We start from the raw sequence: 24535 nt of genomic DNA on the forward strand, positions 1-24535 counted from the left end.
AGGCGTTCTGCACGGCACAGGCGCCGCGTAGCCGGAAGCACTCACTCCAATGGCACGGTCATGCCTACCTTGACGCGCTCCATGGACACGAAAGTTCGAAAACGCTTGACGTTGTTGTTGCCGAAGAACAGCTTGCGCGTCAGCGCCTCGTAGTCGGACATCGCGCGCACGACGATCACCAGGATGAAGTCGGCTTCTCCCGTCACGTAATAGCATTGCTGCACCTCGGGCGTCGCCGCGAAGGATCGCTTGGCCGCGTCGTACACTTCCGCCCGCTCGCTCTCCATCTCGACCTCGACGAAGAGCGTGATCGAATGATCGACCTTGGCAGGATCGATGAGCGCGACATTGGCGTGGATCACGCCAGCCTCTTCCATGCGCTTGATGCGCCGCTGCACGGCAGGGGCCGACAGATTCACTATCTCCGCGATGGTCCGCTGCGGCGTCTTGTTGTCACGCTGCAGCACCTTGAGGATGCCGAGATCCAGCCGGTCCAGCTTGAACGACGAGCCAGCTGATCTTTCGCTCATTTCCCGCCCCCACAACGAAACAAACTTGCATAGCGATAGGCGTAATAGAGCGCCTTTTTCAGAGTCAGGTGAATATTATTGCATCACATGCCTGAAGTCATCAGTGAAACACGGGCGTGTTTTCGGTTTCCGGGGCGTAACCGTGCGGCGGAGGATAGCCGCTCGGGGGACAGCGCCGCCAGACGGGCGGCATCGTCTTCTCAGCCTCCGGCAACCGAATCCAACAGGGAGAGGAATTCATCGTGAGATCAATCAAGAACATGCTTGGGGCGGCCTGCCTCGCAGCGGCGTTTCTGTCCGCCGGCGCACACGCCGAAGACATCGTTGTCGCGACCGGCTCCGGATTCGTGCCCTTCCACTTCAAGGAAGACGACAAAATGGCCGGCTTCGACATCGATGTCTGGGAGGCGGTCGCCAAGGACGCGGGCCTCACCTATTCGCTGCAGGCAATGGATTTCAACGGCATCATTCCGGCGTTGCAGACAGGGCAGGTTCAGGCCGCCATTGCAGGGATGACCATCAATGAGACGCGCGCCAAGGTCGTCGACTTCTCCGACGGCTACTACGAAAGCGACTTCCTGTTCATGGTCCCGGCCGACAGTGAGCTGACCGGCGATGCCGACATGGACGGCAAGGTGATTGCAGTCAAGACCGGTACGACCGGGCATGCCTATGCAAAGGCGCATTTCCCGAATGCTGAACTGCGCCTCTTCCCGAACGGCGAGAACGCCTATCTCGAAGTGATGAGCGGACGGGCCGACGCCTCCCTCCAGGACAAGCCCAATGTCCTCTACTTCATCAAGATGAACGGCGAAGGCCGCGTGAAGGGGGTTGGAGGCGCAATGCAGGCCGAGGACTATGGCATCGCCTTCCCGAAGGGCAGCGATCTTCGCGAACGCGTCAACGCTTCCCTTGCCAAGATCAAGGCAGACGGCACCTACGCCACGATCTACCGCAAATGGTTCGACGCCGATCCTCCGACCAACTGATTGGTCTCTCGCGGGCTCCTCGGGGGCCCGCGAGCTCCGCAAGAACAAAGCAGAACATGGAGGAAAGCATGGAGTTCGACTGGTCTGTCATCGTGGAGGCGATGCCGACTTTGCTCGTGGGTGCGCGCGTCACGATCATCATCACACTGCTCGGGCTTGCGGGCGGCATGATCCTCGGCGTGGTCGCGGGGACCATGCGCGCCTATGGAGGCACGGTCCTCAACACGATCGCCCTTGCCTATATCGAGCTGATCCGCGGCACGCCGATGCTTGTCCAGGTAATGTTCATCTATTTCGCCTTGCCCATGCTGGCCAATATCCGGGTCGATCCGCTATCGGCTGCGATTACCGCGATCATGATCAATGCTGGCGCTTACATCGCGGAAATCGTGCGCGGTGCGCTGCTTTCCGTAAACAAGGGCCTGCGGGAGGCCGGTCTCGCTCTTGGCCTGCCCACATGGAAGGTGCTGTTTTACATCATTGGGCCACTGGCCTTTCGGCGGATGATCCCGCCGCTCGGCAACCAGTTCATCATCAGCCTCAAGGATACGTCCCTCTTTATCGTTATCGGCGTCGGCGAATTGACGCGCCAGGGGCAAGACATCATGTCCACGACGTTCCGGGCAGTTGAGGTCTGGGCAGCAGTGGCCATCCTCTATCTGATCATGACCGGCACGATGACGCTCGCTCTGCGCATCACGGAGAAAAGGATGCGGATTCTATGAGTATGGTTGAATTCAAATCCGTCACCAAGAGCTTTGGCGCGATCACTGTCCTCAAGGAAGTGGACCTGAAGGTCGAGGCGGGCGAAGTGGTCGTCCTCATCGGCCCGTCCGGCTCGGGAAAGTCGACGCTTCTGCGCTGCATCAATGCACTCGAGACGATCGATGGCGGAGATCTCATCGTCGATGGCATCAGCGTCAAGGACGGTCGCTCGAAAGTTCGCCTGATCCGGCAAGAGGCCGGCATGGTCTTCCAGCAATTCAATCTGTTCCCGCAGATGACCGCCCTTCAGAACGTTTCCTTCGGATCCCGGAAGGTGAGGGGGCTCGGCAAAAAAGAAGCGGAAGAGCTGGCGCTTGAGCTGCTTGCCAAAGTCGGCCTTGCGGAACGGGGGCATCACTATCCGTCGGAACTCTCCGGTGGACAGCAGCAGCGCGTCGCCATTGCCCGCGCCCTTGCGGTCAAGCCGAAGCTGATGCTGTTCGATGAGCCGACATCTGCGCTCGACCCGGAGCTGCGTCACGAAGTCCTTCGCGTCATGCAGCAGCTTGCCGAAGAAGGAATGACCATGGTTGTGGTCACGCATGAGATGAGTTTTGCCCGCAAGGTCGGCACCCGGCTAATTTTCATGGAAGGCGGCAAGATCTCGGTCGATGGCGATCCTGCCAAACTGCTGGACGCACCCGAAAACACGCGATTGCAGGATTTTCTCCAGCACGTTCACTGAAACGGCACGGCCGCCGCAGTTCGATGCGGCGGCATTCGTTTCCTGCATTGTTCCTCCGCGCCTGAACGACCGGCAAAGACGGATCGGGAGGAGTGGGGACGATTGGTCGCGGGCCAAAGCGAGAATATTCCCCGGAACGGCCCGCTTTGGGAATTTCATTCCTGTCAAATTGCGGCGGGTCAGGGCATTGGTTCCTCATCGGAACGCCGACCATAGAGACCAAAGCCGACCCATGCCACGGATAGTCACCTTTCATCGAATGTGTTGCGTCTTCGCATGACGCCATGGCGATGCTATTTCGCCGGATGACCTGACTGAACCCGTGAGGTGAAAATGATATCCCCAGCAGTAGCGGCCGATGCCGTTTCGCATGAGCGCGCGCAAACCGCGCCCATGGTCACGTTCGAAGGCGTGACCAAGCGCTACGGCGACGACGCAAAATCCTTCACGGCGCTTGACGGCGTAGACCTGACCGTCGGCCGGGGCGCGATCACCGGCATCATCGGCCGGTCCGGCGCCGGCAAGTCCACGCTCATCCGGCTCGTCAACGGGCTCGAAAAGGCAAGTTCGGGACGGGTCGTCGTCAACGGCACCGAGGTTGGCCGGCTGAACGAGGCGGGCCTGCGCGGCCTGCGCCGCGAAGTCGGGATGATCTTCCAGCATTTCAACCTGCTGTCCTCGCGCACAGCTTTCGACAATGTCGCACTGCCGCTCGAGATCGCCGGTCTAGACCGCGCTGCGATCAGGCAGAAAGTCGCCCCGCTTCTCGACCTCGTCGGCCTCGGCGACAAGGCCGGGCGCTATCCGTCCGAGCTTTCGGGCGGGCAGAAGCAGCGCGTCGGCATCGCCCGGGCGCTCGCCACCTCGCCGAAACTCCTGTTGTCCGACGAAGCCACCTCCGCTCTCGACCCGGAAACGACGCAGTCGATCCTGGCGCTGCTGCGGCAGATCAATGCAGAACTTGGCCTGACGGTCCTGCTGATCACGCACGAGATGGAGGTCGTCAAGACGATCGCCTCGCACGTCGCCGTCATCGACAATGGGCGCATCGTAGAGCAGGGCGCAACCTTCGATGTATTCACCGCCCCTAGGCACGACACGACGCGCATTCTCCTCGCCTCGACGCTGGGCACCAGCCTGCCGGAATGGCTGCGCTCCGGCCTGAAGGCCGAACCTTCCGCGAGTGACCGCGTTCTCGTGCGGCTCACCTTCTTCGGCGCAACGGCCTTCCAGCCGCTGACCGCGCGGCTCGTCACCGAGATCGGCGGCGACGTCAACATTCTTGCCGGGGCGATCGAGGAGATCGCCGGCGAACCGTTCGGGACGCTCGTCGTCTCGTATCCGGCCACGCCCGAGGTTATCGAGCGCGCCAACAGGTTCTATGCCGCAACCGGCCTGTCCACGGAGGTGCTCGGCTATGTCGCCTGACATGCTTTTCGACCTGCTCTGGAAATCGCTGCTGCAAACGCTGCACATGGTGGCCGTTTCCGGCCTGATCGGTTCGCTGATCGGCCTGCCGATCGGCGTTTTCCTGGCGACCAGCGGCAAGGGCGAGCTTTTCCCGGCACCAGCGCTCAACCAGACGATCGGGCTTATCGTCAATGCCGCCCGTTCGACGCCGTTCATCATCCTGGTCGTAGCGATCATCCCGTTCACACGTCTTCTGACCGGCACCTCGATCGGCACCACCGCCGCCATCGTCCCGCTGACGATCGCCACCATTCCGTTCTTCGCCCGTCTGGTAGAGGCGGCGATCCGGGAGATCGACAAGGGGCTGATCGAAGCCGCCCGCGCCATGGGCGCGACGCCGATGCAGATCGTCTTCAAGGTGCTTCTGGCCGAGGCCCGGCCATCCATCCTTCTCGCCTTCACCATGACCATCGTCAGCCTCATCGGCTATTCCGCCATGGTCGGCGCAGTCGGCGGAGGCGGTCTTGGCGACCTCGGAATCCGCTACGGCTACCAGCGCTTCATGCCGGACGTGATGCTGGCCGTGGTCATCGTCCTGATCGTGCTCGTGCAACTGGTCCAGAGCGCCGGCGATGCGCTTGCCCGCCGCTTCGACAAGCGAAACCGCAAGAGCTGATTTTCAATCCCTCAACTCGTAGAACCATCAAGGAGAGACACATGATGAAGTTCCTCGCTACGGCAGCATTTGCCGCCCTGCTCAGCGTTCCTGCGCTTGCCGAAGACATCAAGGTCGGCGTCACGCCCGGCGAGCACGCTCAGATCATGGAAAAGGTCAAGGAAGTCGCCGCAAAGAAGGGCCTCAATATCGAGATCCTCGAATTCTCCGACTACGTGGTACCGAACCAGGCACTTGCCGACGGCGACCTCAACGCCAATTCGTTCCAGCACCAGCCCTATCTCGACAACCAGATCGCCGATCGCGGCTTTGATCTCGTCAGCGTCGGCAAGACCATCACCACGCCGATGGGCGTCTACTCGAAGAAGGTGAAGAGCCTTGGCGAAATCGCCGACGGCGCGACCGTCGCGATCCCGAACGACCCGACGAACGGTGGCCGCGCGCTTCTGGTTCTCGCCAAGGAAGGCCTCATCAAGGTCAATCCGGAAGCGGGCCTGAAGGTCGGCCCGGCCGATGTCACGGAAAACCCGAAGAACATCCAGTTCTCCGAACTCGACGCCGCCCAGCTTCCCCGCTCGCTCGAAGACGTCGACGCGGCGGTCATCAACACCAACTATGCCCTCGAAGCGGGCCTGCACCCGAACTCCGACGCCATCGCCATCGAAGGCAGCGAGTCGCCCTATGCGAACCTGATCGTCGTGCGCAACGCCGACAAGGATGCATCGTGGGCCAAGACGCTTGTCGAGGCCTATCATGACGACAGCATCAAGGCGTTCATCAACGAAGAGTTCAAGGGCGCGCTGATCCCGTCCTGGTAAACAGCGCTCGGGCACAAGCCCGATCCTGCAAGACTGACCGAACTGCGACATCCGGCTGGCCCCGCGCCTGCCGGATGTCGTGCATTCAGGGATAGGCCTGACGTTTGCATTGCGAAAAAAGCGCAGGACCGCATCGAGCACGGACCTATGGTTCGTCAGTGAATGCGCTGGCGATTTCCAGCTGCCCTCGTACCAAGCATCCGCACGAGCGTATCGTCTCCGCGCAGAAGATGATGGTGGATCGCTGCGCCGGCATGTACGAGCGCCAGTAGCCCCGCCCCATAGGCCAGCAGTGCATGCGTGCCCGACCAGAATGCCTCCATGGTGTCCGATCGCGCCAGCGGCAGATCGGGAATCAGGACGAGATCGAAGATGAAACTCGGAATTCTCAAGGGGGATGTCGAGGCGATCATCCAGCCGGCAAGTGGCACCGCGACCGTCAGCGCCAGCAGAAGGCGATGCGTAGCGTGCGCCGCCATGGCCTCCCATCGTGGCACACCGGCCAAGGGCAGGGGCCGCACGCTTGAAAGGAACCAGACGAGCCTCGACAGGGCAAGCGCCAGCACAACGAAGCCGAACGATTTGTGCCACTGATAGAGGTCGAATTGCAGCCGCGGATAGTCGGCCACCGCCTGCGTGAGATAGCCTAGTACCATCTGCCCGAGAAAGAGCAGGGCAATGGTCCAATGGAGGACAATCGCCACCGCTCCGTATGACGCGTGGCTATTGCGCAACATGGCCGCCTCACTCCAGTTGTTTGTAGGCCCGGAAGGCGATTTCCTGCAGCCGCTCGCGCGGCAAATCGCCGACAAGCGCGCAACTGATCGTTTCGTCCGTCCAGAAGAAGGCCTCGAGCGGGTCGAGGCTCGCATAGCGGAAGGAGGTTTCGCGGCCGGCACGCGCGGGAATGATGTAGAGCGTCACCCTGCGACCGGTCTCGTCCTCGTACATGAACTGCGCCGCCGGGCCGTTCGCCGACGGCAGCAGCCGTCCGCCGACGAGCGCGAGCCCATCGGCCCTCAGGTCCGGCACCGTCAGCGAGCGGGCAAGGCGCTTGGACAGCCATGCCTGAAGGTGATCCTTCTCGCCCGCCCCGACTTCCACGGGATGGATGACCTCGCCGGAATAGATCTGGTGCGCCATCATCGCTTCATCGACGAGGGCGGTCTCGACCGGCTGCAGCGAGGTGAACATACCGTGCCCGTACCAGCCGGCAGCCGTTCCCACAGCGAGCAAAAGCACCGCTGCTGCCGCCATCCGGCCCCAGTGGCCGGTTTCAGCCCGGTTCTCCCGCTCGATGCGATGGACGTCGAAACGTGACGGCATCGGCTGGGAAGCGACCTGGCGGTAAAGCGCGCGCAGGGTGTCGTTCTGCCGCCTCCAGCTCTCCACCTCTTCAGCGGCCGCAGGATTGTCCGCAAGATAGGCTTCGACCGCCGCATGCGCCGACCCGTCGAGCATGCCGTCGGCATAGGCGTGAAGATCGTGCTCGTTGGTCCTGGGTTTATCGCGGTTCATTTCACGGCTCTCAGTTTGGACGTCCCCGTTTCCGCCAAGCCGCGCAGCGTGGCACGGGCACGGGCCAATCGTGACATCAGGGTGCCGACTGGAATGGAAAGCACCGCCGCTGCCTCGGCATAGGTCATCTCCTCAAGGGCGATCAGGAGCAATGCTTCACGCTGTTCGGCCGGTAACGCCTGCATCGCCCGGGCGGTCTCGGCAAGCGCCAGCCGGCCCGGCTGTACATCGGGGCCGGCTGGATCGCATCCCTGCAAGGCATCGAGCGAAACTGGCGTGAGCGAGCGCCGAGACCTTCGCAGATCATTGCGATAGACATTCAGTAGGATGCGGAACAGCCACGAACGGACGGAACCGGACGGACGCCAAAGGCCACGCTTGCGGATCGCCCGTTCCAGGCAGTCCTGGACGAGATCGTCAGCGCGATCGGGATCATGGGTCAGCGCACGCGCATAGCGCCTGAGCGCCGGCACGCATCCCTGGATCTCGTCCATGACCTGTGACATCGGTTACTCTTTGGCTACATGCCAGACACCGCCGACCCCGTCTCCGGTAACATCCCCCGGTTTCTTGTCGTTCTGCCAGAGATAGAGCGGCCTGCCGTTATAGGCCCATTGCTTGCTGCCGTCCTTGCGCGCGATCTGGGTGTACTTGCCGTCCGCAGCTGCATCCATCGCGGCGGCCAGCGGCGGCCATTTTTCCGCGCAGCTATCGTAGCAGTTGGACGTGCCGTCCGCATCCTTGTCGAATATGTAGAGCGTCATGCCATTGGCATCGGTGAGAACCTCGCCCTTGGCGGTGTCCATCGACTTGATGGCGCCGCCGGCATAGTCGTCCGCATGGGCAAGGGGCATTGTTGCCGCCATGATGGCGGCAGCCAGTAGGAGGGAGCGCATGGCTGAAATCCTCTTCGTTGCGTTTTCTGAACGGGCAGTCGTCCGCCCGCAATCCAACAAAACACCGAGCGGGGGCAATTAATCCCGACACCCTGAAAAAATCGTGGCGGGGACTTCGATCATCTACGCCGTCCGTTGAGCATCATTTCGAAGCGGACGATGTTGGAATAGATCGGCGTTCCTACATCCATGCCGTAGGGCGAGCGCATCACGTCGCCCACCACACGGAAAGCAATCGTCCGTCCCTGCCGCTTGACGAGGGTCGCCTCGAATGTCTCCCTACGCGTCGTACCGCGCGCGGTGAGCACCCCCTGAATGACGGCGCGATCGGAGCCTTGCGACTGGATAGCGGTCGAACGGAACGTGATGACCGGATAGGCGGCCACGTCGAAAACAGCGGAAGAACGAAGGAATTTCTCCACCCGCGGCTCTCCGGTCGTCACACTCTCCGGCCGGAGTGAAAAGCGCACGTTCGAACGTGCAATATCGTCAGGGCGCAGGTCGAAGGTGCCTGAAAAACGCGCAAAAATGCCGTTGATACCGCCGCCGCCGATCTGGGCGACCGAGAAGGCGATACGCGAGGACGGGTCGATCGCGTAGCGCCCGTCCAGGTTCGACAAGGTATCTGCCTGCGCCGGAACGGCGAAGAACAGCACAACAAGACCGATTGCCAGCGGCGTTCTGTGCATGGGGAAATCCTTCACTCGTCATGTTTCGAAGGAGCGAGCTGAGAGGAGAACACCGCGCAACGGCAGATAATCCATGGATCCGCCGATATTTTCGCCGCCAGGAGAAAAAGGGCAACAAGCTGCCGGACGCTTCGCCCGAATAGACAATCATCACTTGTTTGACCCAGGTCAACGACCGCGCTGCGCGAACGTCCCAATGGTGCAGCAACGATTTGCGGGATTGCCTTGGAATGAAACTCATCCGTCTTGCCCTTCTGCTCTGCGCCAGCCTGTGCTTCGCAGTTTCCGCCAGCGCGGCTTCCGTGTTGCAGGAATTTTTGCCCGCCGCGACGGCCTCGGATCTCGTGCCGGGAGCGGACGGTTTCGGCCCCGTGCGGGACGATCTTGCCGCGGCCCCGGTTCTAAAGGGCGGCGAGACGGTGGCGTGGGCTTTCATCACGTCGGATTTCGTTGGAACGACCGGCTATTCCGGCAAGCCGATCCACACGCTCGTGGCGGTGGACAAGGATGCCAAGATCGTCGGCGTCCAGCTGGTGAAACATTCCGAGCCCATCGTTCTCATCGGCATTCCCGATGCGAAGGTGAAGGCGCTGGTTGCCGGCTATGCCGGCCTCGACCTCGTTGCCGAGGCGAAATCCGGCGGCACAGGGCATGAGGTGGACATCATTTCCGGCGCGACGGTGACGGTGATGGTGATCGACGATTCGATCGTCCGTTCTGGATTGAAGGTTGCGCGTGCGCTCGGCCTTGGCGGTCTGGTTTCGGAAGGAGACAATAGCGGCCCGCGCTTTACGATCGACCCCGCCGCCACCTCGCCATCCGACTGGACCGAAGCCGAAGGAGACGGCACGCTACGTCGGTTGTCGCTCGATGTGGGGCAGGTCAACGCGGCTTTCGCGGACAATTCCGATGCACGCGCCCGCGAGCGTGCAATCGCCGACGCGCCGCAGACCACCTTCATCGACATGCAGGCGGCGCTGGTCTCCATTCCCGCCATAGGCAAGGCGCTGCTCGGCCCGGCCGAGGAAGCCAATCTGCAGAACTGGCTGGCCGAGGGCGACAATGCCATCGCGGTGATGGGACGCGGGCTTTATTCCTTCAAGGGCTCGGGCTACGTGCGCGGCGGCATTTTCGACCGTATCGTGCTGATCCAGGACGACGTTTCCGTGCGCTTCCGCGACCGCGACCACCGTCGCCTCGGGTCCATCGCGCTCGATGGTGCGCCTGAATTCAACGAGATGGACCTGTTCCGCATTCCAGCCGGCCTCGGGTTCGATCCTGCAAAGCCCTTCCGCATCCAGCTCCTGGTGCACCGCGAAGTCGGACCGATCGAAAAGGTCTTCCACACGTTCGATCTCGGCTACCAGCTGCCGCAGAAATATCTCAGCGTCGTCGCGCCGCCGGCAAAGGAGGTTGCTGTTGTAGCCGACCGTGACGAGGGGACTGCGCAGGCCGACCTGTGGAAACGCATCTGGAACGACTCGAAGCTGAAGATTGCTGTTCTCGGCGCCATGCTGGTGGTGCTGACGGGAGTGTTCTTCTTCCAGACCTATGCAGTCAGAAACGCGAAGGGCTTTTATATCTTCCGTATCGCCTTCCTGACGGTGACGCTGGTCTTCCTCGGCTGGTACGCCAACGCGCAGCTTTCGGTCGTCAACCTGATGGCGCTGTTCGGCAGCTTGGTGAACGGCTTCAGCTGGCAGGCTTTCCTGCTCGACCCGCTGACCTTCATCCTGTGGTTCTCCCTGGCCGCCGCGCTGCTCTTCTGGGGACGAGGGGCCTATTGCGGCTGGCTCTGCCCCTTCGGCGCCCTGCAGGAACTGACCAACCAGATCGCGCGCAAGCTTCGCATTCCGCAATGGACGCTGCCCTGGGGCCTGCATGAGCGGCTCTGGCCGATCAAGTACATGATCTTCCTTGGTCTCTTCGGGGTCTCGCTGATGAGCGTCGAACAGGCCGAGCATCTGGCCGAGATCGAGCCGTTCAAGACCGCGATCATCCTGAAATTCATCCGCGCCTGGCCATTCGTCGCCTATGCCGTCGCACTTCTCGTCGCGGGCCTCTTCGTCGAGCGGTTCTACTGCCGCTATCTCTGCCCGCTCGGGGCGGCGCTGGCGATCCCCGCGCGCATGCGCATGTTCGACTGGCTCAAGCGCTACCGGGAGTGCGGAAATCCCTGCCAGAGCTGCGCCAACCAGTGTCCCGTTCAGGCGATCCACCGGACCGGCGAGATCAACCCGAACGAATGCATCAACTGCCTTCACTGTCAGGTGCTCTACCAGTCCGAGACCATCTGCCCTGTCGTGATCAAGAAGATGAAGTCGCGAGCCAAGCTCGCGGCCAGCCCGGGAGGAATCCCGAGCCACCAACCCGCAGCCAAAGTCTAACTGAATCCAGGATCTACAAAGGAGTCCATGCATGGAATCGAAAGAAAACAAGGGACTGAGCCGCCGCGCGCTGTTCAGCGCCACGGCAGGTAGCGCCGTACTGGCCGGCACGATGGGGCCTGCTGCACTGGGCCTCGGCACTGCGGGGCTGGCAACGCCCGCGCGCGCCGCCACCGGTGCCGACGGTTCGGTCGCGCCCGGCAAGCTGGATGACTATTACGGCTTCTGGTCTTCAGGCCAGACCGGCGAGATGCGCATCCTCGGCATCCCGTCCATGCGCGAACTGATGCGCGTGCCGGTGTTCAACCGCTGCTCGGCGACCGGCTGGGGCCAGACCAATGAATCGATCCGCATTCACCAGCGCTCGATGTCGGAAAAGACGAAGAAGCAGCTCGCCGCCAACGGCAAGCAGATCCACGACAATGGTGACCTTCACCATGTCCACATGTCTTTCACCGACGGTAAGTACGACGGCCGCTACCTGTTCATGAACGACAAGGCCAACACCCGCGTCGCGCGCGTGCGCTGCGACGTGATGAAGACCGACGCCATCCTGGAAATTCCCAATGCCAAGGGCATCCACGGCATGCGTCCGCAGAAGTGGCCGCGTTCGAACTACGTGTTCTGCAACGGCGAGGACGAGGCGCCGCTCGTCAATGACGGCTCGACCATGACGGACGTTTCGACCTATGTGAACATCTTCACGGCGGTCGATGCGGACAAGTGGGATGTCGCCTGGCAGGTCAAGGTTTCGGGCAACCTCGACAACTGCGATGCCGACTACGAAGGCAAATGGGCCTTCTCGACCAGCTACAACTCGGAAATGGGCATGACCCTGGAAGAGATGACCAAGTCCGAGATGGACCACATCGTCGTCTTCAACCTCGCCGAGATCGAAAAGGCCATCGCGGCCGGCCAGTACGAGGAGATCAACGGCGTCAAGGTGGTTGACGGGCGCAAGGAGGCCAAGTCCCTCTTCACCCGCTACATCCCGATCGCCAACAACCCGCACGGCTGCAACATGGCGCCGGACAGGAAGCACCTGTGCGTCGCCGGCAAGCTGTCGCCCACGGTCACCGTCCTGGACGTGACGAAGTTCGACGCCTTGTTCTACGAGAATGCAGAACCGCGCAGCGCCGTGGTGGCGGAACCGGAACTGGGCCTCGGCCCGCTTCATACCGCCTTCGACGGACGCGGCAATGCCTATACCTCGCTCTTCCTCGACAGCCAGGTGGTGAAGTGGAACATCGACGAGGCCATCCGCGCCTATGCCGGTGAAAAGATCAACCCGATCAAGGACAAGCTCGACGTCCAGTACCAGCCGGGGCACCTGAAGACCGTGATGGGCGAGACGCTGGATGCCGCCAACGACTGGCTGGTGTGCCTGTGCAAGTTCTCCAAGGACCGCTTCCTCAATGTCGGTCCGCTGAAGCCGGAGAACGATCAGCTCATCGATATCTCGGGCGACAAGATGGTACTGGTGCATGACGGCCCGACCTTCGCCGAGCCGCATGACGCGATCGCCGTCGCCCCCTCGATCCTCCCGAATATCCGCTCGGTCTGGGATCGCAAGGATCCGTTGTGGGCCGAAACGCGCAAGCAGGCCGAGGCCGATGGCGTCGATATCGACGAATGGACCGATGCGGTGATCCGCGACGGCAACAAGGTGCGCGTCTACATGACGTCGGTTGCGCCCAGCTTCAGCCTGGAGAGCTTCACGGTGAAGGAGGGCGACGAGATCACGGTGATCGTCACTAATCTCGACGAGATCGACGACCTGACCCACGGCTTCACCATGGGCAATCATGGTGTGGCGATGGAAGTCGGGCCGCAGCAGACGAGCTCCGTCACCTTCGTCGCGGCCAACCCCGGCGTCTACTGGTACTATTGCCAGTGGTTCTGCCATGCCCTGCACATGGAAATGCGCGGCCGCATGTTCGTGGAACCGAAGGACGCCTGATCCATGACGCGTCTGCCCGTTCTTCTCATCGGCCTTCTTCTCGCCTTGCCGCTCGCGGCGGCGGAGCGCGACGTCGCGCCGGGAACGGGCAGTCTGGCCGCTGCCATCGCCGGGGCTGAGCCCGGCGATGTGCTGCACCTGACCGACGGAGCCTATCGCGGCCCCGTCACCATCGACCGTCCGCTTACCATTACCGGCCCGCGCGGCGCGGTGGTGGACGGCGGGGGGCAAGGCAGCGTGGTGACCGTTTCCGCGCCGGACGTGATTTTGACGGGCTTTGCCGTCACCGGTTCGGGCCGGGTGAACCAGGATCTCGATTCAGGCGTGAAAATCCTTCAGGGGGCTGACCGCGCCCGCATCGAAAAGCTGCTCGTCACCGGCAACATGCACGGCATCGACGTGCATGGCGGCCGGAACGCCGCCGTCATCGGAAACGAGATCGTCGGAACGGACAGCCCGCGCATGAACGAACGCGGCAATGGCATCTATGTCTGGAACAGCCCGGGCACGCTGCTGGAGGGAAATTCGATCCGCTACGGCCGCGACGGCATCTTCTCCAACGCCAGTGCCGACAGCGTCTATCGCGGCAACACCATGCGCGATCTGCGTTTCGCCGTGCACTTCATGTACACGCGCAACACCGAGGTTTCCGGCAACATCTCGATCGGCAACCATCTGGGCTTTGCCATCATGTTCTCCAACCGGGCGAAGATCCTGAACAATCTCAGCCTTGGCGACCGTGAACACGGGCTGATGCTGAACTATGCCAACAACGCGGATGTCTCCGGCAATCTGGTACGCGGCGGCACGAAGAAGTGCCTCTTCATCTACAACGCCCACAAGAACCTCGTCTGGGACAACCGTTTCGAGGGCTGCGGCATCGGCATCCATTTCACCGCCGGCTCGGAAAAGAACGTCCTGACCGGCAACGCCTTCATCGCCAACCGTGAGCAGGTGAAATATGTCGGCACCCGCAACATGGAATGGAGCCATGAGGGCAGGGGCAATTTCTGGTCGGACCATCCGGCTTTCGACCTCAACGGCGACGGCGTCGCCGACAGCTTTTATCGACCCAACGACCTGATGGACCAGATTCTCTGGTCGCAGCCGGCGGCAAGCCTGCTCATCGGTTCGCCCGCCGTGCAGCTCGTGCGCTGGAGCCAGCGGGATTTTCCCGCCACGCTCCCCGGAGGCGTGCGTGACAGCGCGCCGCTGATGCGGCCCCTGACTATATCCGTCCCGCTCGAAGTCCTTGGCCATGAAGCCGAGGCCGCCGGGCGCTGGACCGAAGGAAATTATGATGACACCGACCCTGACAATCTCTCGGCTCACTAAGCGCTTCCAGACGGTGGAAGCACTGAAGTCGGTTTCCCTGACGCTGGAACCGGGAAGACGCGCAGCATTGCTCGGCCACAATGGCGCGGGCAAATCGACAATGATGAAGATCGTGCTTGGCCTGATCCCCTTCGATGGCGGCGAGGTCTCGGTCTGCGGCGCTGCGCCCGGTTCGCCGGCTGCGCGCACGCAGGTGGCCTATCTGCCGGAAAACGTCGCTTTCCACCCGGCCTTGACTGGCGAGGAGCAGCTTCGCCACTATCTGGCCCTGCGCGGCGAGAATCCGCGCCACGCCATGGATCTTCTCTCGCGCGTCGGGCTTGCCCATGCCGCACGGCGGCGGATCGGCACCTATTCCAAGGGCATGCGCCAGCGGGTGGGCCTTGCCCAGACGCTGATCGGCCGCCCGCGCCTGCTGGTGCTGGATGAGCCGACCTCGGGCCTCGATCCTGTGTCGCGGCGGGACTTCTACGACCTGCTCGACGGACTGTCCGCCGAGGGAACCGCGATCCTGCTCTCCTCCCATGTGCTGACCGAGGTGGAGGCCCGCACCGACCGCATCCTCATCCTGTCCGGCGGGGAACTGGTGGCGGAGGGTACGCTTGCGGACCTGCGCGCCCGCGCCGCGCTGCCGGTCGCCTTCTCGGTTCGCCCCGCGTCCGGCCATGGCCCATCGCTGGCGACGGCCTTTCCCGAAGGCATGCAGGATGACGACGGTCTTTTGCGCCTTTCCTGCACGCAGGCGGAAAAACTGCCGCTTCTCGCCCGTATCGCAGCGCTTGGGGAGGCAGTCACCGACCTCGATGTGCTTCCGCCCAGCCTCGAGGACATCTACAGCCATTTCAGCCGGAGGGACGGGCAATGAGCCGCATCCTCGCCACCGCGATGAGCGAATTCCGCATCGCCTTCCGCAATCGCTGGGTCTCCATCGCCACCGGCATGATGGTGCTGTTCGCGCTGGTTCTGGCCTTCGCCGGCTCCGCCCCGACGGGCGATGTCGGCGTCGATCGGCTCTCCGTGACAGTTGCCTCGCTCACCTCGCTCGCCGTCTATCTCGTGCCGTTGCTGGCGCTCTTGATGAGCTTCGACGCGGTGGCAGGGGAAGTGGAACGGGGCACGCTGCCGCTTCTGCTCACCTATCCCGTTTCACGCCTGCAGGTCCTGCTCGGCAAGCTTCTGGCGCATCTGGCAATCCTCGCCCTTGCGGTGACGCTCGGCTATGGCGCGGCGGCGCTGGTGGCCATCTGGACAGACCCCGGCGCGATCGCCGGGCTTGGCTCGCTGTTGCGGCTGATCTGGTCCTCGGTCCTGCTGGGGGCAACCTTTCTTGGCGCCGGCTATGCGCTCTCCGCGCTGGCGCGGCGGCCGTCCGGCGCGGCAGGGTTGGCCATCGCCCTCTGGCTGGTCGCGGTCGTGCTCTACGATCTTGCGCTCCTCGCGCTGATCGTCACGGACGGCGGCGGGGCTTTCACGACACAGGCCCTGCCGGTGGCATTGCTCGCCAACCCGGCTGATGCCTTCCGCGTCTTCAATCTTTCAGCGGCAGAGGCTGTCGCGGCTGCCGGTGGCATCGGCGGTGCTGCGGGTGCCATCCCCCTCTGGCAATCGGCCGCTTCCCTCGTCCTCTGGCCGCTTGCCGCCATCGCGCTCGCCGTCGCGGCCTTCCGGAAGGTGACGCCATGAAGAACCTGCTTCGCCCCGTACTGCTCGTGGCAATGCTCACGCTGCTTTCCGCCTGCAAGGAGGAAGTCGCGCAAAGCACAGCACCCCAGGACATGACGCCCGAAACCCTCGGCCACTATTGCCAGATGAACCTGCTGGAACATCCCGGCCCCAAGGCCCAGGTCTTTCTCGAAGGCAACCCCGCGCCACTGTTCTTCAGCCAGGTGCGCGACGCCATCGCCTATATGCGCGGCCCCGAGCAGGTTGCGCCGATCCTCGCCGTCTATGTCAACGACATGGGGACTGCGGGCGCAACGTGGGAGCAACCCGGCGACGGGAACTGGATTGTTGCCGACAAGGCGTTCTACGTCGTCGGCTCGGCCCGTCAGGGCGGCATGGGTGCGCCTGAGGCGGTGCCCTTTTCCAGCCGGCAGAGCGCCGCCGCCTTCACCCTTGTGGAGGGCGGCCATGTGCTGGCGCTCGCCGACATTACCGATGACATGGTTCTCGCCCCGGTCGAGACCAGCACGGACCAATCGGCCGACGACGACGATTTTAACGGTCGTCTACGTGCCCTGCCCAACAAAGCCGGAGGCTGAACCATGGCAATTACTCGCCGTCGCCTGATTACAATTTCCGCCGCACTGGCCGTTCTGCCCGCCGCCGCCCGCGCCGAGCCGGGAAGCACCCGCCTGTGGACCGGGCAGGCGCTTGGCGCGCGCGCCTCGATCCGGCTGAACCATCCGGATGCAGAGGCTATCAGCGCTCGCGTCATGGCCGAGATCGAACGGCTGGAGGACATTCTCAGTCTCTACCGCCCGCACAGCGCATTGTCGCAACTCAACGGCAAGGGGCATCTCGCCGCGCCACCATTTGAATTGCTGGAATGTCTGTCACTGGCAGGCGCCGTGCATCGGGCGAGCGGTGGACGGTTCGATCCTACCGTGCAGCCGCTCTGGGCGCTTTGGGCACAAGCTGCCGCCGGCGGCAGTCGGCCCGATGCGAAAGCTGTCGAACAGGCGCAAGCCAGAACCGGCTGGGGCAAAGTGGGGCTCGATGCTGCGGCGATCACGCTGCAGCCGGGCATGGCTCTCACCCTGAACGGGATCGGTCAGGGCTATGTCGCCGATAGGGTCGCCGCGCTGCTGGAGGCCGAGGGCCTGACCGATATCCTGATCGACACCGGCGAATTGCGTGCGCTCGGCGGGCAGCCGGAGGGCAGTGACTGGCCGGTGCGGCTGGAGACGGGCGAGCGCCTCGCCTTGCGCCAGCGCGCGCTCGCAACGTCAGCGCCTCTGGGCACCACCTTCGATCAGTCCGGACGAGACGGCCACATCCTTGATCCCGCGACCGGCATGCCGGCACCGGCGATCTGGCGCGCGATTTCGGTCTCCGCTCCCACGGCCGCCATCGCCGATGCACTGACAACAGCCGCTTGCCTGATGCCGGACACAGGATCGATCCACGCCATGATCGAAGGGTTTACGGGGGCGAAGCTGGAGGCAGCGGCGTAGGCCTTCAGCGTAAGGTCACGCTGCGGGCGTCGCCCGCGCTTGCGCGGACAGAGCTTCCGCCACGGCAATCGAAGCCATTTCGAGGGCTGCTTCCCGCGTCCTGGCCGCGGCGATGAAGAGGCCGTTATGGCAGAATGTCGCCCCGGCCACGCCGCTGGCCTCTTCCAGCGCCGGACCAGTCAATCCGGCCCACGCTGCCGGAAGGTCGGCGCGCAGCTCGAAGCCTTCGCTCGATCGGCGGATGCCGGTCACGCACCAGTCGGTGTCGCGCGGGTGGACGACGAACAGGAGATGGTCGGCGCCCGATTTCACGATTGCCGGCCGGAAGGGCATTCCCATCGGAAGCTCCAGAACGCGGCTGGCGCCTGCCGAGACGATGGCCTGACGCACCATCGATTCCGCCCGCAGCTTGGCGGCGCTCTGGGCAATGGTCGCTTCCACGAAACTGCGCGCGATGGAAAGCGCGGCGTGGAAGGCCCGGTCGTCCGCATCCGGCTCCGTCTCATCGAAGACCGGCTTCAAGGTTTCGAGAAGGCTGGGCAGCGTCAGCTTGGCCATCTGCCCGGCGGCCGACGGGCTCAACGCGCCGTTGTCCATGAGATCCACCGGCAGAACGAAGTCGGCGTCGAAACTCGCATGTATGGCGTCGACGTCCGCTACCGGGACGCCGATGGCATTCAGGTAGCCCCGCCCGAACTGGCGCCAGATCAGTCCGAACGAACTGAAGGGCTGGCCGTCATCGCGCAGCGGCGCCCCGCGCTGGTGGTGATCGAAAATCCGCGCGTCCGGATCGTAGGCCCCGCCCACGTCGTAGATGATCCTGTCGGACGCCGGTGTAATCCACTCGGGCTTCCGGCTGCGGATCAGGCGTGCTGCGGGAAACAGGCGCGTCAGGACGACGCTCGACAACAATTCGTCGGCATGGAAGCCGCCAGAATGCGTGACAAGAAATTCCGGGGCCATAGGGATCAACTTTCAAGAGCTTTGCGGGACCGTTCCTACGCGTCGGATACCGACTGGAGGGCCGTAGTTCAAGAGGCAGCTGATCCCACTGCACGTCACCGGACGCGTATTTCAAAATCTCCCGCATGGCGGGAACATGCGCGCACGAAAGCGTCGATGATCTTGCGTTCAGCCGAATATCGAGGGCGTCAGCGTTCGGTGAATGCGCGTGACATGCTGTCGGTAATCGGCTTCACGATGTAGCTCAGGAAGGTTCGCTCGTGCGTTTGTATCATCACCTCGACGGGCATTCCGGGGTGTGGCGCGAAGCCCTTGACGCGCTTGAACTCTTCCGCCGAGACGTTCACCCGGGCGATATAGACGTCATGGGTCGTCAGTCCCGCCTTGCTGTCTTCCAGCGCATCAGCGGAGACGTAGAACACCTCTCCGTTGAGAACGGGTGTTGTCCGCTGGTTCAATGCCACGAGACGAACGCTCGCGGTCTGGCCGATCTTCACGTTGTCGATTTCGCTGCGCGAGACCTTAGCCTCGATGATAAGCGGCACGCCTGACGGCAGAATCTCCATGATACCCTTGCCGCTTTCGATCACGCCGCCGGTGGTGTGGTAGTAGGTTCGGATGACCGTACCGGAAACAGGCGCCAGGATCGTGGCCCGGCGCAGGATATCGTCGGCTTCACGGGACTGTTCGCGTGCGGTGTCCCGATCCCCCTGGATCGACTGCAGACGGTCCAGCGCGTCCTCCCGATAGCTTTCCTCGGCCTGGGCGATCTCCCGCTGCTCCTTCAGCAGTTGAACAGCGGTTTCAGCAATTTCTGCTTCCAGTCGACCGATCTGTCCCTCGGCATCGACGATCGCGCGCTGCATCGCCTTTACTTCCGTAGCGCGCAGCAGACCCTTCTTCAGCAACGCCCGCTTGGTCTTGTACTCTTCTCCGAGCAATTCGACCTGGCGCCGGATCGCCTCCTTGTGATTGGTGTATCCTTCGCCACGAAACTCCAGTGCCTTTGCATTCTGCTTGACGAGCGCAACCTCGGTGGAAAGCTTGACGCGCTGCGCCCTGAAATTGAGCTGCTGCGTCAGGACGATCTCGGCGACATCCGGATCGTTCTTGAACTCCGTGACGAAGTCCGGGACTGTCATGCTTTCTGCATTTTCGGATTGGGCCGCCAGCCGTGCCGCCGTCACCTCCAGTCGGACACGGCGGAGGAATATTTCGCGTTTTCTGGAAAGCGCCGCCGTTTCGTCGAGACGCACGACAGGCTGGTTCCTGATCACCTCGTCGCCTTCCTTGACGATGAGTTCCTTGATGATGCCGCCCTCGAAATGCTGGACGATCTTGTTGCGACCGGTCGCGACAAAGCTTCCCTGGGCGATTACCGCGGCGGCCAGAGGGGCGGTCGCAGCCCAGGTGCCGAAACCGCCAAAGGCGAAGCCTGCCAATACCAGCCCGGCCAAAGTCTGTTTCCAGATCGACCGCGGGACCTCGGAGTACCATTCGATATCGTGCAGTCTGGGAGTGTCGGTCATGATCCGGTTCCTACTCCAGCTGATGGCCAAAAGAGCCGGCGTCGATACTGATCCCGCGCGCCTCGATCGCGCTCAGCACGTCCATGCGCATGCCAAACAGCGCGACCGTCCCGTTAACCAGCAGCAGGATCTTGTCGACGGAATTCAACAGCGCGGGCCGCTGCGTGATCGTGGCCACGGTGATCTTGTTTTCCTGGGCGTGCCGAAGCGCCCGCAGGAGCGCAGCATCGCCGGCATTGTCGAGGTTCGAATTCGGCTCATCCAGAATCACCAGACGAGGATCGCCAAAGAACGCGCGGGCGAGGGCGATACGCTGCTTCTGCCCGCCCGAAAGAGGAGAGCCGTCGGCGGCAACCACCGTTTCATAGCCGTGCGGGAGGTTTGCAATCATCTCGTGAACATCCGCCAGCATGGCCGCGCGGTAGATCTGCTCGTCGGACGCATCCGCGCGCATCCGTGCAATATTGGCCTTGATCGTGCCGGGAAAGAGTTGAACGTCCTGCGGCAGATAGCCGATGTTCTCGCCAAACTGCCGTTGATCCCAGTTGCGGATATCCATGAGATCAAGTCGCACATTGCCCGAGGTCGGCAGGATCGAGCCGACCAGCATCTTGCCGAGCGTGGTCTTCCCGGCCCCGGAGTTCCCGATGATCGCAAGCGAATCGCCGGGCTGCAGCGAGAAGGAGATTCCGTTCAGTACGACCCGCTTGGTGCCCTGGGGCACGTAGAGCAGACGCTCGACATCAAGCTTGCCTTGCGGTTTCGGCAGGTTCAGGCGCTCGAAATTAAAGGGTGAAGCTTTCAAAAGCGCGGTTATCCGACCATAGGCGGCGCGCGACTGGCTGTACTGGTTCCAGCCCTCGATTGCGCCTTCGATCGGCGCCAGCGCGCGCCCTGCGATGATGGACGCGGCGATGACCATGCCGCCCGTCATCTGTCCTTCGATTGCCAGATAGGCTCCCCAGCCGAGCATTCCGATCTGCGTCAGGAGGCGAAAGGCCTTCGAGATGGCCGCAATCGTGATGTTCCGGTCCTGCGCGATCACCTGCGACTTGAGCGATGAAGCCGTGTCCTTGCCCCAGATCTGCACGGTTTCCGGAATCATCGCGAGCGCATTGATGATCTGCGAATTGTGCGACATGGCCTCCAGATGGAGGTTGGCCTTCACCTGATCCTTGTTTGCCTCGGCGAAAGGCTGCGCGGTGATACGCTGATTGAGCAGCGTGAACGCAAGCAGAAGAATGGCGGTTACCACGACGATGAAGCCGAGATGGGGATGGATAAGGAAAACGGCCAGCACGAAGAGCGGGGCAATCGGCGCATCGAGGAAGGACAGCAGGGTTCGTGACACAAGGAAGGAGCGGACCTGCTGAAGGTCGTTGAGGACCTGGTATTCCCGCCCGTTGCTGTGAAGCGCTGCCCGGGCCGCAGCGGACAGGATGGGCGCCCCGAGGTGGGCGGCCACTTCGACGGCCGTCCGCATCAGGATGATGCGACGCAAAGCGTCGAAGGCCGACTGAAGCACGACGGCCATGACGATGACGATCGTCAGCATCGCCAGCGTATCGAGAGAGCGACTCGTCAGCACCCGGTCGGATATCTGGAAGAGATAGATCGGAATGGCGAGCACGAGGACATTGCTGGCAATCGTGAACAGCATCACGATCGACAGGTTGAACCGGACCGCGTTGATCCCTGCCCGCAGGCTTGCGGAGAAATCCACCGGCGGGAGACGCTTGTGGAAGGCGCCGCCACCCGTTCCCGAGCCCGATCCGCCGCCGCCGGCCTCGCTCTGCGGTTTCTTGCCGGGATCGGGCGTCTCGGCCTTGAGCGGGCCGGTGTTGCCTTCAATGGTGATCATGCCTTCGGGGGATTTCGCCTCCGTGGCGTCACGCCTCACCGGCCTGGGGCGGGGTTCCACGACGGGTTCGGCCGTCGTGGTGTCGCGCGGTAAGTCAACAATATCCGCGATCAGTGGTTCGGAGGTAGACGCAGGGGACAGTCCGGCTCTATCGGTTGCAGGAGAAGCGGTATCGGACGACAGCTTCACGCACTCCTCCACGGCGCGTTCCAGTCTGTTGTAGATATCGTCCTCCTCAGCTTGCCGCTCCACGTCCGCATCCCGGGTTGGCATGAACTCCACCCGTCTTCCTGTTTCCGCCATGTGGTTTCCCTCTATCCAAGCATGTGTTGCAGTCCGTCACCCTGATCGTAATTGTCCGGTCCGGTGGAGATCGGAGCGGCCTCCTCTTCCACGCCGTCGCCGAGCATCGAACCGTCGAGGAATGCGACCGCCTCGTTGACCAGCGCATCTGGATCACGCGCGGCAAGCTCCGGTTGATCCGCGACCAGTCCCGACTGGAACAGCGTTTCCTGTGAATATTGCCCGCCGCCGACATAGGTTTTGCCGATGGCATCCAGATCTAGGATGGCGGCATTGTTTATGAGTGCGTTGCCTCCGGTGGAGACCGACCAGTCGGCGCCCGGCTGCGGTGCAACGGCGTCCATGGCGAGCGCGATCTGATCGCTGTCGCCCATGATGCTGACCTGCTTGATATACTGGGTGTTGATCAGGTCGCCGCTGACATAGAGGACGCGCAGGCCCGCAAGGCCGGCAAAGGCCGGGTCCTGCAATATGTCGCCTGAAAGCGACATGCTTCCTGAAGCCATTGCCTCCACCGCATCCAGATAGGCGGAAGGCAATGCGTCAAACCGGTCAGCGCCGCCGATATTGTGGATATACGCCTGGTTCCACAGCAGGTTCCCCGAGGCGGCAATCGTGCCGGCGCCGGTCGTCGCAAATTCAGAAACCGCCCCCACCACGTCATTGTCGAACAGGATGTTGATCTGCTGGATGATGTTGGCGTCATAGATGGAGCCGCCTACGATGATGAGGTCGTAGGAAAAACCCAGCTCGAAGATCGACAGCTGATTGGTGCTCAGATTGCCGCCGGCCATGACGCTGGTGGTAATGCCGGAGGAAGACAGGATGCCGATATCGTTGTCGGACATGAATATGTATTGCTGAAGCCAATTGGTGATGATCAGATCGCCCTGGATTTCGGCAACGGCCCAGGCGCTCGGAAAGCCAATCTGTCCAGACTGGTCGGCCCCATCGTCCTGGAGGGGATCCGTCCGCTCGAAGGTGGCGATATTGTAGATTTCGTTCGGCTGGTTTTCCTGCGTCCAGGACCTCACCGCATCGGTAATCGCGTCGGTATCCCAGACTGCATTGACCTGGATAATGGCATTGATCTCGAAGTGATCGCCAACGACGGCCGTGACTTTGGCGCCCGTCCAGAGGTTCTGCACGACGGCATTGTTAAGCGCGGTGTTGCCACCTGCTTCCACTTCCACCGAGCTCAGGATCGTGATCGATCCATCCGGCGATTGCACGGTATTGGACTTGAGACCGCCCTCTGTTGCCGTCTCCGTGTCGTCCTCCGGCTTGTCGAAGCTGTGAAAATCTTCCAGCTTCGGCGCTTCATCCACAAGCACGCCGTTGACGTAAATTCCTTCGATCGTATCCGCTTGATGGACGAAAGCGTCGCCTGCCTCTTCAGATGCCGCGACAAGGGCTTCCAGTTCCAAGGTCATCGACTGGATGACTGCGATGAGTTCGGCGCTGGATCCGGGAATCTCGTTGCCGCCGATCGTTGAAGCGGAAAGGACATCGCTGGTTGCACGCAGAAGATCGGCGTTGTCGATGGCCTGAGGGGTAAAACGCAACCCGTGCCCACCGACACTGAAATAGTCGTCATCGGCGAGCGCCGCCGCCTGAACAATATAGTTCACCACCGAACCCGGCGGATCGATCTCGAATATTTTCTTCGCATTCACGATACGGACGGCAGCCGGATCCCTCTCCAGGTCATCGATGAAGCGCGCACGCCCCCCTTCGACAACGGGATCGGAATGAAGGTGGCTGCTGAGCACGTAGGACGCAGGCAATACCGGCATAAGGCCACCGGGAGCCTTGTATCGGATTTCCGGATCGAAGCCGAGCAGATCGTAGGAAGCATCGAACTCCGTCTGCCAGAGCGGATGCGTCGGTAGATGGTCCTTGGGAACCAGATAGGAGAAGTCGGTGTAGGTGTCGCGCCCGCGCGCGTCTTCGACGATCGTGTGGAAAAGACCGATAAAGTGGGAGATCTCTTCGGTGATCCTATCCATCGTCATGAGCCCGAACCTCACTGCTTGCTGCTTTTC

At 62.4% G+C, this 24535-nt stretch carries 23 protein-coding genes; 13 read left to right on the forward strand and 10 right to left on the reverse strand.

Features of this window, described 5'->3' with window-relative positions; translation table 11 throughout:
- Positions 1-41: 41 nt before the first annotated feature.
- A complete protein-coding gene (locus WA950_RS04840) occupies positions 42-530 on the reverse strand; it encodes an Lrp/AsnC family transcriptional regulator (RefSeq protein ID WP_424550556.1) in 489 nt (162 codons plus the stop codon).
- A 242-nt stretch (positions 531-772) separates the two neighbouring features.
- Between WA950_RS04840 and glnH the strand changes: the two genes are divergently transcribed.
- The 6 genes from glnH (at position 773) to WA950_RS04870 (ending at position 5873) form a co-directional block, all read left to right on the forward strand.
- Positions 773-1519 (forward strand): glutamine ABC transporter substrate-binding protein GlnH, encoded by a 747-nt coding sequence (gene glnH, locus WA950_RS04845; protein ID WP_424550557.1) that lies wholly within the window; start codon positions 773-775, stop codon positions 1517-1519.
- A gap of 68 nt (positions 1520-1587) precedes the next feature.
- Positions 1588-2244: a glutamine ABC transporter permease GlnP gene (gene glnP / locus WA950_RS04850; protein WP_424550558.1), complete on the forward strand. Its 657-nt coding sequence runs from the start codon at positions 1588-1590 to the stop codon at positions 2242-2244.
- Positions 2245-2246: 2 nt separating this feature from the next.
- Positions 2247-2969: a glutamine ABC transporter ATP-binding protein GlnQ gene (gene glnQ, locus WA950_RS04855; protein ID WP_424550633.1), complete on the forward strand. Its 723-nt coding sequence runs from the start codon at positions 2247-2249 to the stop codon at positions 2967-2969.
- A 393-nt stretch (positions 2970-3362) separates the two neighbouring features.
- The gene (locus tag WA950_RS04860) at positions 3363-4397 is read left to right on the forward strand and encodes a methionine ABC transporter ATP-binding protein (RefSeq protein WP_424550634.1); all 1035 of its coding nucleotides are present in this window, start codon (positions 3363-3365) and stop codon (positions 4395-4397) included.
- Positions 4387-5055 (forward strand): methionine ABC transporter permease, encoded by a 669-nt coding sequence (locus WA950_RS04865; protein WP_424550559.1) that lies wholly within the window; start codon positions 4387-4389, stop codon positions 5053-5055. Before WA950_RS04860 ends, WA950_RS04865 begins: the two co-directional genes overlap by 11 nt.
- A gap of 41 nt (positions 5056-5096) precedes the next feature.
- Positions 5097-5873, forward strand: a complete 777-nt coding sequence (locus WA950_RS04870; protein ID WP_424550560.1) for a MetQ/NlpA family ABC transporter substrate-binding protein — start codon at positions 5097-5099, stop codon at positions 5871-5873.
- A gap of 155 nt (positions 5874-6028) precedes the next feature.
- Here the strand turns inward: WA950_RS04870 and WA950_RS04875 are convergent, their stop codons facing one another.
- From WA950_RS04875 to WA950_RS04895, 5 genes are all read right to left on the reverse strand, one after another.
- A complete protein-coding gene (locus WA950_RS04875) occupies positions 6029-6577 on the reverse strand; it encodes a cytochrome b (RefSeq protein ID WP_424550561.1) in 549 nt (182 codons plus the stop codon).
- A 40-nt stretch (positions 6578-6617) separates the two neighbouring features.
- On the reverse strand, positions 6618-7391 hold the full coding sequence (locus WA950_RS04880; RefSeq protein ID WP_424550562.1) for an anti-sigma factor family protein: 774 nt from the start codon (positions 7389-7391) through the stop codon (positions 6618-6620).
- The gene (locus tag WA950_RS04885; protein ID WP_424550563.1) at positions 7388-7885 is read right to left on the reverse strand and encodes a sigma-70 family RNA polymerase sigma factor; all 498 of its coding nucleotides are present in this window, start codon (positions 7883-7885) and stop codon (positions 7388-7390) included. The genes WA950_RS04880 and WA950_RS04885 overlap by 4 nt, the downstream gene beginning before the upstream one ends.
- 15 nt (positions 7886-7900) lie before the next feature.
- Positions 7901-8287, reverse strand: coding sequence for a hypothetical protein (locus WA950_RS04890; RefSeq protein ID WP_424550564.1), 387 nt, complete (start codon positions 8285-8287; stop codon positions 7901-7903).
- Positions 8288-8406: 119 nt separating this feature from the next.
- Complete coding sequence (locus WA950_RS04895; protein ID WP_424550565.1) at positions 8407-8976, reverse strand: YceI family protein; 570 nt, start codon at positions 8974-8976, stop codon at positions 8407-8409.
- Positions 8977-9206: 230 nt separating this feature from the next.
- On the opposite strand from WA950_RS04895, the gene WA950_RS04900 reads away from it, so the two are divergent.
- Genes WA950_RS04900 through WA950_RS04930 form a run of 7 tightly spaced genes read left to right on the forward strand, consistent with a single transcriptional unit; the run spans position 9207 to position 17834 of the window.
- On the forward strand, positions 9207-11363 hold the full coding sequence (locus tag WA950_RS04900) for a 4Fe-4S binding protein (RefSeq protein ID WP_424550566.1): 2157 nt from the start codon (positions 9207-9209) through the stop codon (positions 11361-11363).
- Between the two features lie 31 nt (positions 11364-11394).
- On the forward strand, positions 11395-13323 hold the full coding sequence (gene nosZ, locus WA950_RS04905; protein WP_424550567.1) for a TAT-dependent nitrous-oxide reductase: 1929 nt from the start codon (positions 11395-11397) through the stop codon (positions 13321-13323).
- 3 nt (positions 13324-13326) lie between these two features.
- Positions 13327-14658: a nitrous oxide reductase family maturation protein NosD gene (locus WA950_RS04910; RefSeq protein WP_424550568.1), complete on the forward strand. Its 1332-nt coding sequence runs from the start codon at positions 13327-13329 to the stop codon at positions 14656-14658.
- On the forward strand, positions 14624-15523 hold the full coding sequence (locus WA950_RS04915; protein ID WP_424550569.1) for an ABC transporter ATP-binding protein: 900 nt from the start codon (positions 14624-14626) through the stop codon (positions 15521-15523). Before WA950_RS04910 ends, WA950_RS04915 begins: the two co-directional genes overlap by 35 nt.
- Positions 15520-16341 (forward strand): ABC transporter permease, encoded by an 822-nt coding sequence (locus WA950_RS04920; protein WP_424550570.1) that lies wholly within the window; start codon positions 15520-15522, stop codon positions 16339-16341. The genes WA950_RS04915 and WA950_RS04920 overlap by 4 nt, the downstream gene beginning before the upstream one ends.
- Positions 16338-16919 carry a nitrous oxide reductase accessory protein NosL gene (locus tag WA950_RS04925; RefSeq protein ID WP_424550571.1) on the forward strand — a complete coding sequence of 194 codons (582 nt, stop codon included), beginning with the start codon at positions 16338-16340 and terminating at the stop codon, positions 16917-16919. The genes WA950_RS04920 and WA950_RS04925 overlap by 4 nt, the downstream gene beginning before the upstream one ends.
- Positions 16920-16922: 3 nt before the next feature.
- The gene (locus tag WA950_RS04930) at positions 16923-17834 is read left to right on the forward strand and encodes an FAD:protein FMN transferase (protein WP_424550572.1); all 912 of its coding nucleotides are present in this window, start codon (positions 16923-16925) and stop codon (positions 17832-17834) included.
- A 15-nt stretch (positions 17835-17849) separates the two neighbouring features.
- Here the strand turns inward: WA950_RS04930 and WA950_RS04935 are convergent, their stop codons facing one another.
- The 4 genes from WA950_RS04935 to WA950_RS04950 form a co-directional block, all read right to left on the reverse strand.
- A complete protein-coding gene (locus tag WA950_RS04935) occupies positions 17850-18797 on the reverse strand; it encodes an MYG1 family protein (RefSeq protein ID WP_424550573.1) in 948 nt (315 codons plus the stop codon).
- 188 nt (positions 18798-18985) lie between these two features.
- Complete coding sequence (locus tag WA950_RS04940; RefSeq protein WP_424550574.1) at positions 18986-20326, reverse strand: HlyD family type I secretion periplasmic adaptor subunit; 1341 nt, start codon at positions 20324-20326, stop codon at positions 18986-18988.
- 10 nt (positions 20327-20336) lie between these two features.
- Positions 20337-22490, reverse strand: a complete 2154-nt coding sequence (locus WA950_RS04945; protein ID WP_424550575.1) for a type I secretion system permease/ATPase — start codon at positions 22488-22490, stop codon at positions 20337-20339.
- 11 nt (positions 22491-22501) lie between these two features.
- Entirely contained in the window at positions 22502-24505 is a 2004-nt protein-coding gene (locus WA950_RS04950; protein ID WP_424550576.1) for a hypothetical protein, read from the reverse strand.
- Positions 24506-24535: the final 30 nt, after the last annotated feature.

The sequence above is a fragment of the Shinella sp. genome, assembly GCF_049651085.1.
Lineage (GTDB): Bacteria > Pseudomonadota > Alphaproteobacteria > Rhizobiales > Rhizobiaceae > Shinella.